Below are 15,222 nucleotides of genomic sequence, written 5' to 3'. Positions count from 1 at the left end.
ATGTCAATTACAGACACATTACTGATAATTGCAGTCATTGTCGCGACAGCATTTCCGAGATATGCTGATCATGTTGAATGGATAAAGATAAATTTGAAAGGAGATCAGAAATGAACACGACGTATGTGCCGCCGCTACAGCCGCTGAAATTGGAGGATGTTGATTTTTTTAGGGAGAAAGGTTATTTTCTATTCCGCAAAGGAATGAGCGACGATCTTATCGATGCATTTAACGGACACATTTATGATATTCGCAACCAGAATCCAATGCCGGAATGGGCTGCTGTAGAAGAGAGCAAAAAGTATGCGCTGCGCCTTTTCAATCCGCATAAGCATGATAGCTTTTCCCGACAACTTATGAAAAATGCTGTCATTAGAGGAGCTCTTGCACAGCTAATGGGTAAAGAAGCCGTTTGCGTTCAGAGCATGTATTTCTACAAAGAACCCGGCTCTCCCGGCCAAGCCTCACATCAGGATTACTACTACATTAAGAACGATCCGATGACGATGATCGCGGCTTGGACAGCCATGGAGGAATCCGTAGACGAAGAAAACGGTTGTCTTTGGGTAATGCCCGGGACACATAAATTGGGCCTGTTGCCGCACGGCGCTGTCAAAAATCTGGAGGAGCATGAATCGTGGACGGAAGAAACCGAAGGCGTGGACACGAGCAGGCAAATTCCAGTCATTATGGAAAAGGGAGATATCCTGTTTTTCAGCGAGCTATTGATCCACTCTTCGAATAAGAATAGAAGCAAGGATCGTTGGCGCCGTTCCTATGTATGCCACTATATCCGCGAGGATTCGAATGTTCTGCACCGGGAAGACTTGCGTCAGAAATATCCGTTAGTATAAACCGGTTAAAGGTTTTTAACACTCGTTTAAAGCGACTCGCGGAATTTCCCGGGAATCATGCCGGTTAGCTTCTTAAAGACGGTAGTAAAGTACGTGGCATTCTCAAATCCGACCATTTCGGCAATTTCAAACAATTTCAAATCCGGCGATTTCATTAGGATTTTCGCCTTTTCCACACGAAGCTTTGTAAGATGCTCAATAATGGTTTCGTTGTTTTTTTTCTTGAAAATTTGGCACATATACTTGGGGCTGAGGTATACTTCCTCAGCCAATTGCTGAATCGTTATATTTTCCATGTAATTCGTTTCAATATACATTTTAATTTTATTTACAATTTTCTGGTTTTTGGAATGATGTTTTTTGAAGAAATAGGTAGAGGTAATGCTCAGCAGATTTGCAATATATACCCTAAGCGTATCAATATTACCGATTCCTTTAATCTGTTCTAATGTTTCGTTAAGTGAAGTACCGATTATTGCTTCATACGATTCGTCAAGCTCATGCAAATTGCGAGCCAAATGAAAGATGAATTCTGTACATAGATTATACACCTGCTCTACGCTCATGTTGGAAAGAATAACATCGTTGAACATGGTGTCAGAAAGTGAAATAACACGATCTGTATCACCGAGCTTTAACATCGTCAAAAGCTGATTCTCAATTTGATAAATATGTCTGTAATGCTCCCTTGTTTCCAAATTCTGATCTAAATCATCGATCGTGATGACAGAGCTTTTCCCTGAGAAAAAAGTATATTGAATGGCAGATCTTGCTTCCTGATAGGATCGGCTTAAATCAAGTATGGACGTGACGGCAGAGCCCATGCCAATGGAAACCGATACTTTAACAAACTGCCCGATGCACTTCACAATTTCATCACACAGTATCATATGCCTGTTTCCCTGAATGGATTTGCAGTTAAAAAGAATAACCAATTCGTTCTCCAACGTATTAGCAAAAGCAAATCCTGAATCTGCAACACCAAGCAATTCGCTGACAACATTGTGAATAGCAAAAAATAGAAGCTGTTTTTTCTCTTCATTATAGGCTTCAAGCGTTGTTTTATAATCATCAAGCTGAAGCAGGCCAACAATGACCGGTTCACCCTTCTGAAAGGGAACATGATAATAAGAGGCCTTCTCATAAGCTTCATATTCGTTTGAATAATAACCGGATATAAGTTGGACGAGAAGCCTCTCCCTTAGTGCAGGCAGACTGTCTTGCAGCTGCTTGCGAAGACGCTCCGTCGTCTGAACACGGCTTCGTTCCATCTGAATGTTGTGAGTCACTTTCTGAATGACCTCAATGAGTTCCGGAATTTTCACAGGTTTAAGCACGTATGCCTCAGCTTCGAGACTAAGGGCCGTTTTGGCATATTCGAAATCCTGAACTCCGCTGATGAGAATAACGCGCGTCCCGCTCGCATCCTCCAAGAGCTTTTGCGCCACTTCCAGTCCATCCATCATCGGCATTCGTATATCTGTACACAGGATATCCGGCTGAAGCTCTCTGCATAACTCGTAAGCCGTTACTCCGTTATCTGCAAGTCCAACGATTTCAATGCCGTAGTCCGACCATGGGATCACCAAGCTGAGTCCTTCACGTACAATATCTTCATCATCGGCAATGATCATAGTTAGCATTATAATTCCTCCATTGTTTTTCTGGCCGGTATGTTTATGATTGCTGTTAGCCCCGCATCCTCATTCACTTCGTAATGAAGGCCGTATTCATCGCCGAACCATTGCTTGATCCGTGAGTTTACGTTGCGTATGCCGAAAGATGTGTTGCCTTCATTCTCAGTTCCGAGCAGCTCGTTTATTTTTGCAACCGTATCCATATTACCCGAACCGTTGTCAATGACTTGTAGAATAATCTGTTTCTTGTGGATTGTTCCTTGAATCCGAATGTCTCCTCGTCCGTTCGTTTTATCGAATCCGTGGATAATCGCATTCTCGACAAGCGGCTGCAGCAGCAGTTTTACCGTAATATAGGAATATAGTTCTGGTGAAACTTGAATGCTGTAAGATAGCTTTTGATTCATTTTTATTTTTTGTATCGTCAAATAGGAAACGACCTGATTCAGCTCGTCCTCCAGCTTGATCATGCTCTGGCCCTTGTTCAGACTTAGCCGAAAAAAGTCAGACAACGAGGTAACCATCTGGCTAGTTTCTGGAGCCTTGTGTTTTAGCGCCATCCAATTAACGGAATCTAAGGTGTTATATAAGAAATGCGGATTAATTTGAGCCTGAAGCGCTTCAAGCTCCGCTTTTTTCTTAGTAACCTCCGATATATAGAGCCTGTCAATCAAATCCCGCGTACGTTGAATCATCTGGTTGAAGCGCTGGAAGAGGTAGGAGAACTCGTCATTTCGCTTATAATCCATCGAAACGTTATATAAATTTTCTTCTGCTTGCCTGATCGATTTTATAAATTTACGAATCGGATTCGTAATTGAATTAGAAAGCACGAGGCACAACAATAGGGCAAGTATCATACTAACCACCACAATCAGAACCATCAATTTTCTAAGGGAAACAAGCGGTCCGTTTAAGTCCATAACGGGGGTGAGGGTAATGATTTCCCAACCGAGTGTAGGTAAATGTTTACTTGCAACTAAGTTAGATACACCGTTCACAGGCATTACGGATGCCATAAATGCCCCATTGCCGGACAAGATCGAATGATGAATAGGAATCAGTTCTTTAAACGGTTCATTAGCTGCATTCATATCCGATCCTGCCATAATGGTTCCTTTTTCATTGACCAAATAGACAAGGCTATTGACAGAAGGCTTCATCGTAAGCAGTGTTTCATTGAAATTATTTATGCTTACATCGGCCGTGAGCAGGCCCGCGAAGGTCAATGACAAATCATCAAGCGCATAGAGCCGCTTAACAAATCTGATAGAATAGTTGTCTTTGCTGCTGTCACCGCTCTTGTATAAGCCAAGCACTTTGTATTTCTCCTTGAATGGAATGGATTGAAACCAGTCTAGATTCTGAATGACCTCTATGTTAAAAATATTCCCGATGAATGAAAACCGGCTGTACTCGGAGCGATCCATCAGGTAGAGCTCGAGTTGAAACTTGTTATCTGTCCGCTCATTGGAGCTATATGTTGCCAGCATCGCGTTCAATCGAGTCATCTCGTTAATCAGGCCGTAATCATCTGCTGGTTTGTCGGAGGATAGGATGGACTGAAGCTCAGAATTCATGTAAATGCTGGTCGTCATATTGTCAATCTCATCAACACTCTTCGTTAAATTAAGCTCCATCATCGTCATATTGCGTTCAATGGAATTTTTCATATTTTCGTTGTTAACGGATGAAGCATTATAAAGGGTCACGATAATAATAGAGGAAGGCAGAAGCACCAGAGCTAGAAAATAAGTAAGCAATCTTGTCCTTATGCTGATATTATTAAAGATCAAATCATAAATACTGCGCAGCCCTTGCATGACTCGCTTCCTTTCACGGAGAATAATCCCAAGCCCATGACCTTGCCCCAAATAGATGGACACAGAGAAAACCTCTATAATAAATCATGGAGGGGTTCACTATGGGACAAGGGAAGAAGTACGATAAAGCATTTAAGGAGCAGGTAGTCCTGCGTATCTTGGCTGAAGAATCAACGGTTGCAGAAACAGCCAAGGAGCTGGGTGTACACTATACAACGGTGAGGGACTGGGTCAGATTTTATAAACGCGACGGAGAAAGTGCCTTCCCAGGCAGCGGCAATCTTAAGGCAGAAGATGAGGAAATGCGTAAGCTCCGTAAGCAACTTGCTGATCTAAAGGAAGAAAATGAAATCCTAGAAAATGCGGCAGCCTACTTTGCGAAAAATCTGAAATAAACACGTTTAAGTTCATCTATGAACACCGCTTCGAATTTCGGATTGCGAAGATGTGCCAGGCTTTAAACGTCTCTAGAAGCAGCTATTATGCTTATATCAAACGACCAGAAAGCAATAGAAGTATTGAAAACCGGAAGCTGCTGGATACGATACGAAACATACACATAGGTAGCCACATGATCTATGGGTCTCCGCAAATCACCAAGAATTTACCGGCAGACCTGAAAGCTAGTCGAGGCCGTGTAGCCCGCCTTATGCAGGCAAACGGGATTCGGTCTAAAGTGGTCAAGAAATATAAGGCTACAACAAATTCTAAGCACAATCTACCGGTAGCAGATAACCTTCTGAATCAGAATTTTGAATCGAGTAAACCATGCGAAAAATGGCTAACAGATATTACGTATATCCCCACCGATGAAGGCTGGCTATACCTTGCTGGTGTCATGGATCTGTATGGCCGCTCTCTCATTGGATGGGCGATGGACAGCCGCATGAAGACGGAGCTAGTCTATGCTGCGTTGGAACAAGCAGTAGGCCGCACAGACGCAACAAAAGGTTTAATTGTTCATTCTGACCGTGGCGTTCAATATGCCAGCAAGAAATACCAACGTCTCCTGAAGAAACACGGCTTCATCTGCAGCATGAGTCGCAAAGGAAATTGCTATGACAATGCACCGATGGAATCTTTTTGGGGTAAGCTCAAAATGGAATGGCTGAATGAGCGCAAATTCAAGACTAGGGCTGAGGCTAAGAAAGCTGTATTTGAGTATATCGAGCTGTTCTATAATCGGAGGAGGGCACTCCTCTAACGGATATATCCCGCCATTACAGCTATCCAAGGCGGTTTAATGAATAAACTAATATTTGTAATTGAGGCTTTCTTACTGTCTACTTTTTTAAGGCAAGGTCAATCAGCCGCTTGTTGCAGAAGTGGACATCTATAGGGACAATCTTCGTATTTCTGTAAGAGCCTCCAGGCCCATTCACCGGCTGGAATGCGATCGTGAACGTGTGTTCAACCATGTGCCGGGCTTTGAGGCTGTGCCGCTATACGTAGAATTCGAGATATCGGACAAGGTCGAGTTTCGTATACGGGTAGAACATTCGGACTAGTATAATTTTTTAGGCGTTGTAGGTGTGTTCGTTATTCCATTCTGTTTCTATAATAGCCCGGAGGACAGCCTACTCGCTTTTTGAACAATCTAGAAAAATAGTATATACTGTTGAATCCGCATTCCGCACTAATTTTTTCAATGCTGTCGTTGCTGTTAATTAAGCGGATTTTGGCTTCCTCTAAGCGCTTCGCAATTAAGTCTTCTTTTGGACTCGTTCGGAAAAAGGTCTGGTACAGCACCGAGAACCGTTCCGGGCTTAAATTAACAAGATTGGCCATCCGTTCTACGTTCCATTCCTCTGCGTATCGTTCATGGACCGCAACTCTAGCTTCAATGAATTTCTTCTTGAACTCCCTCTCCGTAGGCGTATATTGCTCCATCTCTATAACAAGCTGCTGCTGCCTGCCAATCGTGCACATGACATCTTGAAGCTCAATATCTATTTTTTGTTCCCAGAACGGTCTTTTATGCGCTAGCTCGGCTTCGATGGCACGGAAATTGGCGGACAATAAATGCTTCTCACCCGTGCGGATTAGACTGTTAAGGGCAATACCGCACTCCTGCGCAAGCTGCTTCACGCCGCTGCCCTCAATATGTGCCCAATCATTGCGGAAGCCTTCTTTCATGCCGGCCGGTGTCCCGTGATACTGCGGGAACGAGGGGGCGTATAGGAGGCAATCCCCGGGCTCGCCGAGTTCCATCCCCGCAACGGTACGGGTGAAAAAAGGGGTGGAAAAACAGAGCAGGACGTAGCAGTCTTCGCCACGAGGCCGATCGACGACGAAGTCGCTTCGGTGGGGCGTATCAATGCCTAACAATTTGATATGGCTTTGTATGGTCATTGCTTCTTCAGCTCCTATCCTAGTTTCGAACGATTTACAAAGGAAAAGTTTAAATTATATAATGATTAGTTCATTTAAAACGAGGTTTTTTGTCTATATGATTAATCCTATCACAATCGATTAATACAAACAAAGTTAGAGGAGGTCACCTATTGAAAGCTCAAATTCTACATGAACCAGGGGTGCTGAAGCTGGAGCAGATCCCCATTCCGCCATGCGGAAGTCAGGATGTGCTCATTAAGCTCAAAACCTCTTGCATTTGCAACGGCTCTGATCCAGCCATTATGGCTGGAGCACATTGGGATACGTTCCCGATTGTATTCGGTCATGAAGCTTGCGGGACGATCGTGGAATGCGGCAGCGAAGTGAGCCGATTTCAGGTTGGCGACCGCGTCGCATGGTGGTTCACAGTCGGCGCATTCACTGAATATGTAATCGTCAAGCCGGAACAAGTGGCTATGGTCAAGCTGCCAAGCAGCATCAGCGATGACGAGGGACCATTATTCGAGCTTGCAGGAGCAGCGATTCGTGCGGTTGCAGCAGCAGAAATAAAATCTGGCGATAAAGTACTGATCGTGGGTCTTGGCCCGAGCGGGCTAATAATGTCTCAACTGGCCAAAAACATGGGAGCGGGAACGGTTATCGGATGGGATCTATATGCGATGCGCCGGGAGCTCGGCTTAAAGCTAGGATGCGACGGCGTATTCAATAACGACAGCGGCACCGTTAGGGAACAGGTCATAAGTGAATTCGGCGAGATGGATATTGTGATCGATGCTTATGCAGACGACCAATTGCCGGGAGCGCCAACGATAGGTGATGCTATCGCAGTAATGCGCCAAGGAGGTACGCTCATCTCTTACGGACACCCTCAGCGGGGCAGAATGATCGATATTTATCATTTTCAGCGCAAACAGTTGACGATGCGCGGTCCGGTTAACGATATTGAACTCGTTAGGGAATATTTGCAAAAGGCGGTAGATTACGCGTTGCAAGGGAAACTCAGCCTAGCTCCGTTAATAAGCGGCAGGGTCGCGTTGGATCAGGTAGCTGAGGGGCTGGAGCTGGTCGTTAATCATCCTGAGCAATATTTGAAGCTGTTGGTAGACATTCAGTAAGGAGGACAGACAATGAAATTGGCCATATCGGGTCAGGTTTTTGCAGAAACGCATCATTTAGAGGAGACGCTTGAAGTCATCAGCCGGTACGGGGTAAAGACAATAGAAATTTGGCCCGGAAACATCGCTGCTCTGGAAGAGGAGGTATGTCCGGATACCTATGAAGGACGTGATGTTTCATCAGCCAAGAAGGTGCTCGATCAGTTCGGGTTCTCCGTCAGCTGTGTATCGATGTCTGCCGCGTTTCACTCCGTTATTTCCGCTGACCTCGGCACATATGCGGCTGCACTTGTCCGCGCGGTAGAGGTAGCCAAACAGCTTGGAGCAAAGCTCGTGAATCATTACTGTTATAATCTGTCGCTCAATATCGTACCTGATCTGGAACGCATTAAACAAGCCATGACGCCTGCTTTGCGCTTAGCGGAGCGCGAAGGCATCGTGCTTTGTCTGGAAAATGAGGCGCATGACGCGACGCAAACGCCTGAAGGCATGCTGTCGATTATTAAGGCCATGGATTCTCCGAATTTCAAGACGAATTATGACGCTGCCAATTATTATCACGCTGGGCAGGAAGGCTTTCCGTTCGCATACAATCTGCTAAAGCCGCATATCGCTTATGTGCATTTGAAGAACGGTTGCATCTGCAATCCAACGCTTGGACATTCGGAGAAGAGCAAAGGATCAGTCATGACCGGTCCGCTTGCTCCGAACTATATTTATTACCCGACGCTTCCAGAGGGGGCGGTTAACATAGACGGCATGCTGGATCGTTTAAGCAAGGACGGCTATAGCGGTTACTGCACGATTGAGCCGCATACGAAGCCGGAGCTGGCTGAGCATTATTTGCAAGTTGAAACCGCATACGTCAGGGAACGCGGATATTTCTAACCCTATAACCGAAGAGGTGGTATATATAATGAAAGCAGCTATTCTTGAAAAACCAGGCGTCCTTAAGATTAAGGAAATAGATATTCCGAAAATAAAAAGCGATGAAATCTTGCTCAAGGTGCAAGTCGCGTCCATATGCAATGCGACGGACAACCATATTTATCATGGGGATTTCGACGGATTCCACGATTTTTATCCGCAAATTCTAGGTCATGAGGTTGCAGGCGAAGCCATTGAAATCGGTGCGGATGTAAAGGATATCAAGCTCGGAGATATTATTGCCCTATACACGCCGCGCGGTGCATTCTGCGAATATACGATTGTTAGACCGACAGATGACCTATGGGTGCGGTTGCCGGAATCTATCCCTCTTAGAACGCGTTCATTGGTGGAAATGTTCCACGGCGCCTATGTTTCTGCGGTGCATCCTGCTCAAATCAAACCTCACGAGACGGTGCTAATCGTGGGACAAGGCCCGCTTGGTCTGACAGCGGCCGCGACGGCAAAGCTGACAGCTCATCAAGTGCTAACCGTCGATGTCCATGAATTCCGCGTGAAAAAGTCATTGGAGATTGGTGCGGATGCCTCCTATAATCGTTCAGAAATGACGACCGATCAAATCGTAGAAGCGGTTCGCAGTCAAACCGGCGGCAAAGGCGCGGACGTTGTTGTGATGTGTATCTCAGAGGATCGGAGCGCGGAACGTGACGCATTTGACATGGCGCTGAAGTCGCTCAAGATGAGAGGCAGAATAACGGGGCTGTTCGTGGATGCCAAAGGTATTGAGAACAATCACCGTCTGAATCCAAGACTGTTGCTTCGCAAGGAAGCAACTTTCGCTCATACCTTGCAAGTATACGGTTCGCAAGCCGACGAGCTTAAGGCATTCCAATTCGCGGTAGACAAGGTTGCTGAAGGGAAAATTAACTTCGATGCTTTCGTTACGCATGAGATCGGCTTCGATGAGCTTGAGTACGGCCTTGACTTGTGCGTCAACCATATGAATGATGTAATTAAAGTCGTATTATATCCAAGCCGTTAGGGGAGATAGGAACAACGTTTGAGGTATAATAGATGCACGCAGCAATAAACGTATTTAATTATAGAATGAACCTGTCGATTTACTCGTTATACCGAAATCTTATACATGATTACGACCCTATTAAAAGATCTCGTCTCCATGTTGTCATTAATTTGGTTCTTTTAGAGTCGTATTAGCCTTTTGATTGGATTTCATCCAATCAAAAGGCTAGTAACGAGCTGAATACAAGGTTTGATTGGATTTGGTACAGTCAAATGGACGCCTACGGGCTGATGGGCGCAAGAATGCCGGATTAGACTGTATGTTTTCCAATCAAGTGTCACTTTATCGGCGAATGAGCCCGATTTGACTGTATGAAATACAGGCAAAACGTAACAACCCTATGCAATGGAGGGCAGTGCTTAGGAGTCGGTTGGAATGATCAATAATGAATCGACAGTCTAGAATGAATGGTGTGACACGGATGGATTACGAATTTTTCAGCGGTTTTACCCCCCGCATCATTGAGGTGGCTAATAGAAACAAACATGTGTGGGAAGTATTGAATTATCAAATCGTTAGGGAGCGGACGGGACTGCACTCGCTAGGTTACGTGTACGAAGGAGAAGGCGTTTTGCAGTTTGACGGAGAAGAGCGCACACTAGCCAAAGGCTCTCTGTTTCAAATATGGCCGGGCGAGCCGATGCTGTTAACGTCCAGCAAGTCGGAGCCCCTTCATTTTTATTCCTTCCAGTTTCAATATCGGACGGTCTATTGGGACGGCGGTGAAATGCACAGCAGAGAGTCATCGGGCAAGCTACCCTTGCAGCTTCGCAGCGTCGGTTCCGAGCAGTTGGCGATAGAATCGGCATTTCGAAGGGCATATGAGCTTTGGTCGGAAAAAAACAATGGCTATGACTGGTATGTAAAGCTGCAGCTATTCAATGCGCTTCAAATGATTCATCAATTGGGGCCAATAACAGAGGATGCTTCTACATCCGAATTTGCCGTCCGGAAAGCGATCCAATATATGAAATCGAATTATAAACAAGAACTTACTCGAGATCGTATGGCTGACCACGTATCGCTCTCTCCGGGTTATTTCTCCGTTTTGTTTCGGGAGCATACTGGCATAAGCCCGATCCGCTATTTAAACAAAATCAGAATCGACCATGCCAAGCTTCTTCTTCGAAACTCTGCTCATTCCATAAAACAAGTCGCTGAAGAAAGCGGGTTTGTGGATTCCTTTTATTTCTCCAGACTGTTTCAGAAGGAGACGGGAATGTCTCCGCGGGACTATCGAAAGTCCTAATCGTATGAAGCTCTGTTTCCAATAGCAGGGCTTTTTTTTTGCGTGGAAACAATCAATGTAATTAGCGATTTCATTTTTTCCAGATTATTTCTGAAAGAGACTGAAAGACTAAATGAAATCGCAATGTAAAGACGATTTGTTTAATCTAACAAAAATCCAGATTGTCATAACTTTTCTTCATGTACCTATCCGTCCCCGCGTTGTAGAGTGTAATTATAAACGATTACAAAAACGTAATGCGAAGGGACTGTGAAAAATGGCTAAACCAAAAATCATTGATGCCGACGTTCATAATGCAATTGCTCATTCAAAGGATTTGCTTCCATACCTGCCCCGGGTATGGCATGAATATTGGCTTTCAGCCGGTCCTGGTTACGGTGGAGGCTGGCACTCGCCCCTAAGCGTGCTTCGCACGGATGCAAAGACCCCCGAAGGCGGCATTCCCGGGAGCGATCCATCATACATGCTTCAGCATCATTTCAACAAATATAGCATTGATTATGGCATCCTCACTGGTTCAGGCATTCTCGGCATATCGTTAAATCCGAACCCGGATTACGGCAACGTGGTCGCGAGCGCCTACAATGATTGGCTGGTCGAAACCTGGCTGAAGGCGAGTCCGGTATATAAAGGCTCGATTCTCATCAATCATGCCGATCCGCTGGCAGCTGCGAAAGAAATCGACCGCATGGCGGTCCATAAGGATATGGTGCAGGTCATTATGTGCAGCGGCTCCCGCATGCTATACGGCCAAAGATTTTTCCATCCGATCTATGAAGCGGCAGAACGGAACGGTCTTCCTGTCGCCGTTCACCCCGGCACGGAAGGCAGAGGCATATCGGGCGCGCCGACTCCTTCCGGGTATCCGACGTCCTATTTCGAATGGCATAACATTCTTCCGATCAACTATATGGCCCACGTCAATTCTTTGGTATGCGAAGGCGTATTCGAGAAGTTTCCTAAGCTGAAGTTTGTCGCCATTGAAGGCGGGATCGCCTGGCTTCCCCATCTCATGTGGCGGATGGACAAAAATTACAAGGGGCTAAGAGATCTTGTGCCTTGGCTGAAGCGTCTGCCGTCCGAATATATCAAGGAGCATATTAGATTGACGACACAACCGATCGAAGAACCGGAGAATACGGAGCATTTGAATCAAATACTGGACATGGTAGATGCAAGCAAAACCGTCATGTTCTCATCCGATTATCCGCACTGGGACTTTGATAATCCGAAGATGGCGCTGCAGCCGATTCGCAAAGATCTTCGCCAGCGAATTCTGGCGGATAATGCGATCGAGCTGTACGGTCTGCATGAAGCTCCAGTCATCAAGGAGGATGCCTAAGCCGATGGAAAAAACACAAAATCGTTACGAAGCGGCATCGGTCGAGGAGCTTCGGCATGCGGGAAGAAAAATCGTTACGCTCAAAGGAATGGAAATAGGCGTATTTGCGCTAGGAGAACAGTTTATGGCGTGGAGAAATATTTGTCCCCATGCAGGCGCTCCCGTGTGCGAAGGTCCGGTTTGCGGCACCCGATTGCCGTCATTGGTGTACGAGTACAAATACGGCAAAGACAAGGAAATCGTTCGCTGCCCTTGGCATGGCTGGGAGTTTGATTTATGGACCGGTCAGCACTTGGTTGACGAGAAGGTAAAGTTAAGAGGCTACAAGGTCGAGGTAGAAGACGGGCTCGTGTATGTCGTTATGTAGGACGGGCGAAAGTTCGACTAGACAAAGATACGGTTAGGATCGATGGAGGTTACTACAATGATAAGTATTTATTCAAGAAGCAATCCGGTTGACATTCTGATCATCGGAGGCGGTCCGGCAGGCTTGTTCGCGGCTTTCTACGGCGGTATGCGCCAGGCAACGGTAAAGCTTCTGGAAAGCATGCCGCAGCTTGGCGGGCAGCTTGCCGCTCTATATCCAGAAAAGTATATCTATGACGTTGCCGGTTTTCCGAAAGTGACAGCGCAGGAGCTGGTTGATCGCCTAAAGGAACAATTAAGCCATTTCTCCACGGATATCGGTCTGGAAGAGAAGGTGCTGAACGTAATCAAGCATGATGAGTGGTTGTTTGAAGTCGTTACAGATAAGACCAATCATTTCGCCAAAGCGGTTATCATCACGGGCGGAGTCGGAGCTTTTGAACCGAAACGGCTTGAGCTTCCCGGGGCGGCTAAGTACGAGAACATAAACTTGCACTATTTCGTAGACGATCTCCACCGTTTCAAAGGCCAGAAGGTGCTGATCAGCGGAGGCGGGGACTCCGCGGTCGATTGGTCGCTTATGTTGGAGCCGATCGCGGAGCAAGTGACGCTGATTCATCGCCGGGATAAATTTCGTGCGCATGAGCATAGCGTGCAATCGTTAATGGATTCCAAGGTTCGCGTTCTTACGCCGAAAGAAATCGTTGCTTTGCATGGCGATGAACGGATCGAGGCGGTGACTCTCTTGGATGTGAAGACGAATGAAGAATCCCGCCACGAGGTAGATGCGGTTATCGTAAACTACGGTTTCATATCGTCGCTCGGTCCGATCGCGGAGTGGGGAATAGACATTCAGAACGGTTCCATAGCAGTGGATACCCGTATGGAGACGAGTATACCGGGCATCTTCGCTGCAGGCGACATTACGACTTATCCAGGCAAGCTGAAGCTGATTGCCGTCGGATTCGGAGAAGCGCCGACCGCCATAAATAATGCCAAAGTGTATGTTGACCCGAATGCGAAGCTGTCTCCGGGGCATAGCAGCAACATGAAACGAGCTTAATACTTTGAACATGGGGAAGTGAGCAGCATGCATAACGTCGCGGGTCATGTCAGATCGCCGGAAGCCGTTCTTGAAGTAGGCTTGCGGGTACCGTTCGGATGGGCAGCTAAGCCAGTCGTTCCTGGCGAAGGGAATGTCACCGAGCTGCATTGGGAGCGGCAAGACGCGTTATTATCGGACCATGCCCGTCTTCGGATCACGGTAGCCGTTGACGTGAGGGATAACAAACGGATCGAAGTGTTTGCTTTGGGTACAGGCTCCGTTCTGGGCACGCTGGATATCCGATTTGCGCATGTTTTTCAATTGTATGAGCTGCCGCTGCCTTTAAGCGCTGCACTGGCTGCCGTGAAGAAAGGCATCGGTCTTCGAATGACAGAAGGGGATTCGCCGCTTTGGTTTTTCGTGCAGGATGAGGCAGCCGGTCTTCGCGAGCCTGTATTAATGCCTCATTTGATGATAGGAAGTTCCGGCGAAGCGGCCGCGGCCTTCAATCAACGCTTGGATTCGCTCGCCAGCATTCAGCAGTTCGGCTGGATGGAAGGCTGCGTGCTGGATGGCCTAATGGATTCGGGATTTACGGCGACCGCTCGGAAGCATTTGGATCTGTACGTGAAGGAGAACGAATTGATTTATGAGGATCCGAGAAGCCGGCCGTGCGACGGCTCCTTCTATGGAATCGAGTCGACACTGCCGATCGCGATGCTGACAAAGCTTGAGCCGACCCATCCTCTTGTGGAGAAGGCTGTTGCGTATATGGCATCTCATGCCGATGGACACGGAATCATTAAAGACGGCGATACGTTATCTGCGGAAGGCAGCTATACGATTGGTTATCCGCTTGCTGTCATCGCTGCAAGGAGGAAGGACAAGCAGCTGGCTGAGATCGCGTTCAAGCAGCTGATACTGCGAAGAGATCTTCTATGGGAAAGCGGGGCGCTGTTCCTGAGACGACAGGACGACGGGACTCGAACTTTCCGTAATTGGGGAAGAGCTTACGCATGGCATCTGCTCGGGCTAATCCGTTCGCTTGAGGAGCTTCGGGGCAAGGGACTGCTGACCGCTGACCAAGAGCAGCTGATAGAGGAGGAATTCGTTCATACCTTGCGGCAAGCCTATCGTTTCCGAGACGAGCATGGCCTATGGAGCTGTTTCCTTGATGAACCCGTGACCGGGGTTGATACGTCAGCTTCTGCAGGAATCGCAGCGGCAGCGGCCATCTCCAGCCGGATTGGCATACGGCCCTATTCCGAATGTGGCGATGCGACGTTGTCCGCGACCTCGCTGCTTCGTTATTTAACGCCTGACGGACTCGTAACAGGAACGGCCCAAAGCAACAAGAACGGGGAAGAGCTGCAGAGGAGCGGGTACAGGGTCATTTCGCAAATGACGATGGGTTTGTTGGGGCAACTGCTTGCAGCAATAGGACCACAATAGGTGACGAACAAA

At 46.9% G+C, this 15,222-nt stretch carries 12 protein-coding genes and 2 pseudogenes; 11 read left to right on the top strand and 3 right to left on the bottom strand.

Going from position 1 to position 15,222, the window contains the following annotated elements; all coding sequences use genetic code 11:
* Window positions 1-110: 110 nt before the first annotated feature.
* Window positions 111-854, top strand: coding sequence for a phytanoyl-CoA dioxygenase family protein (locus H581_RS0120075; RefSeq protein WP_028611584.1), 744 nt, complete (start codon window positions 111-113; stop codon window positions 852-854).
* A 26-nt stretch (window positions 855-880) separates the two neighbouring features.
* Here the strand turns inward: H581_RS0120075 and H581_RS0120070 are convergent, their stop codons facing one another.
* Together H581_RS0120070 and H581_RS36575 are read right to left on the bottom strand one after the other, a co-directional pair.
* On the bottom strand, window positions 881-2,497 hold the full coding sequence (locus H581_RS0120070) for a response regulator (RefSeq protein WP_028611583.1): 1,617 nt from the start codon (window positions 2,495-2,497) through the stop codon (window positions 881-883).
* Window positions 2,497-4,377: a sensor histidine kinase gene (locus H581_RS36575; RefSeq protein WP_156889646.1), complete on the bottom strand. Its 1,881-nt coding sequence runs from the start codon at window positions 4,375-4,377 to the stop codon at window positions 2,497-2,499. The genes H581_RS0120070 and H581_RS36575 overlap by 1 nt, the downstream gene beginning before the upstream one ends.
* Before the next feature lie 38 nt (window positions 4,378-4,415).
* On the opposite strand from H581_RS36575, the pseudogene H581_RS34675 reads away from it, so the two are divergent.
* Both H581_RS34675 and H581_RS39840 read left to right on the top strand, forming a co-directional pair.
* Window positions 4,416-5,558: pseudogene (locus tag H581_RS34675) on the top strand (IS3 family transposase).
* A gap of 69 nt (window positions 5,559-5,627) precedes the next feature.
* Window positions 5,628-5,822, top strand: a pseudogene (locus H581_RS39840) (ulvan lysase-like protein); the annotation flags it as partial.
* A 31-nt stretch (window positions 5,823-5,853) separates the two neighbouring features.
* On the opposite strand, the gene H581_RS36570 reads toward H581_RS39840, so the two are convergent.
* A complete protein-coding gene (locus H581_RS36570; RefSeq protein WP_028611581.1) occupies window positions 5,854-6,666 on the bottom strand; it encodes an AraC family transcriptional regulator in 813 nt (270 codons plus the stop codon).
* A 152-nt stretch (window positions 6,667-6,818) separates the two neighbouring features.
* Here H581_RS36570 and H581_RS0120045 point away from each other — a divergent pair, with 152 nt between their 5' ends.
* The 8 genes from H581_RS0120045 to H581_RS0120010 all read left to right on the top strand — a co-directional run bounded on the left by H581_RS0120045 (window position 6,819) and on the right by H581_RS0120010 (window position 15,210).
* On the top strand, window positions 6,819-7,784 hold the full coding sequence (locus H581_RS0120045) for a zinc-dependent alcohol dehydrogenase (RefSeq protein ID WP_028611580.1): 966 nt from the start codon (window positions 6,819-6,821) through the stop codon (window positions 7,782-7,784).
* Window positions 7,785-7,796: 12 nt separating this feature from the next.
* On the top strand, window positions 7,797-8,672 hold the full coding sequence (locus H581_RS0120040; protein ID WP_028611579.1) for a sugar phosphate isomerase/epimerase family protein: 876 nt from the start codon (window positions 7,797-7,799) through the stop codon (window positions 8,670-8,672).
* Between the two features lie 28 nt (window positions 8,673-8,700).
* Window positions 8,701-9,714 (top strand): zinc-dependent alcohol dehydrogenase, encoded by a 1,014-nt coding sequence (locus tag H581_RS0120035; protein ID WP_028611578.1) that lies wholly within the window; start codon window positions 8,701-8,703, stop codon window positions 9,712-9,714.
* A gap of 463 nt (window positions 9,715-10,177) precedes the next feature.
* Window positions 10,178-11,005 carry a helix-turn-helix domain-containing protein gene (locus tag H581_RS0120030; RefSeq protein ID WP_028611577.1) on the top strand — a complete coding sequence of 276 codons (828 nt, stop codon included), beginning with the start codon at window positions 10,178-10,180 and terminating at the stop codon, window positions 11,003-11,005.
* Window positions 11,006-11,261: 256 nt separating this feature from the next.
* The gene (locus tag H581_RS0120025; RefSeq protein ID WP_028611576.1) at window positions 11,262-12,347 is read left to right on the top strand and encodes an amidohydrolase family protein; all 1,086 of its coding nucleotides are present in this window, start codon (window positions 11,262-11,264) and stop codon (window positions 12,345-12,347) included.
* Window positions 12,348-12,351: 4 nt separating this feature from the next.
* Window positions 12,352-12,714, top strand: a complete 363-nt coding sequence (locus H581_RS0120020; RefSeq protein ID WP_245600099.1) for a Rieske (2Fe-2S) protein — start codon at window positions 12,352-12,354, stop codon at window positions 12,712-12,714.
* 57 nt (window positions 12,715-12,771) lie between these two features.
* On the top strand, window positions 12,772-13,776 hold the full coding sequence (locus H581_RS0120015) for an NAD(P)/FAD-dependent oxidoreductase (RefSeq protein ID WP_028611574.1): 1,005 nt from the start codon (window positions 12,772-12,774) through the stop codon (window positions 13,774-13,776).
* Between the two features lie 27 nt (window positions 13,777-13,803).
* Complete coding sequence (locus tag H581_RS0120010) at window positions 13,804-15,210, top strand: glycoside hydrolase family 88 protein (protein WP_028611573.1); 1,407 nt, start codon at window positions 13,804-13,806, stop codon at window positions 15,208-15,210.
* Window positions 15,211-15,222: the final 12 nt, after the last annotated feature.

Origin of the sequence: Paenibacillus harenae DSM 16969 (assembly GCF_000422465.1) — a bacterium.
GTDB lineage: Bacteria > Bacillota > Bacilli > Paenibacillales > Paenibacillaceae > Pristimantibacillus > Pristimantibacillus harenae.
The sequence above is the reverse complement of the archived record's forward strand: the minus strand, read 5'-3'. Positions and strand labels throughout refer to the sequence as shown.

Bases quoted from the DNA above. Each gene is read 5' to 3' on its own strand.
- H581_RS0120025 (WP_028611576.1), top strand. From the start codon at position 11,262: ATGGCTAAACCAAAAATCATTGATGCCGACGTTCATAATGCAATTGCT.
- H581_RS36570 (WP_028611581.1), bottom strand. From the start codon at position 6,666: ATGACCATACAAAGCCATATCAAATTGTTAGGCATTGATACGCCCCAC.
- H581_RS0120015 (WP_028611574.1), top strand. From the start codon at position 12,772: ATGATAAGTATTTATTCAAGAAGCAATCCGGTTGACATTCTGATCATC.
- H581_RS0120075 (WP_028611584.1), top strand. From the start codon at position 111: ATGAACACGACGTATGTGCCGCCGCTACAGCCGCTGAAATTGGAGGAT.
- H581_RS0120010 (WP_028611573.1), top strand. From the start codon at position 13,804: ATGCATAACGTCGCGGGTCATGTCAGATCGCCGGAAGCCGTTCTTGAA.
- H581_RS0120070 (WP_028611583.1), bottom strand. From the start codon at position 2,497: ATGCTAACTATGATCATTGCCGATGATGAAGATATTGTACGTGAAGGA.
- H581_RS0120030 (WP_028611577.1), top strand. From the start codon at position 10,178: ATGGATTACGAATTTTTCAGCGGTTTTACCCCCCGCATCATTGAGGTG.
- H581_RS0120040 (WP_028611579.1), top strand. From the start codon at position 7,797: ATGAAATTGGCCATATCGGGTCAGGTTTTTGCAGAAACGCATCATTTA.
- H581_RS0120035 (WP_028611578.1), top strand. From the start codon at position 8,701: ATGAAAGCAGCTATTCTTGAAAAACCAGGCGTCCTTAAGATTAAGGAA.
- H581_RS0120020 (WP_245600099.1), top strand. From the start codon at position 12,352: ATGGAAAAAACACAAAATCGTTACGAAGCGGCATCGGTCGAGGAGCTT.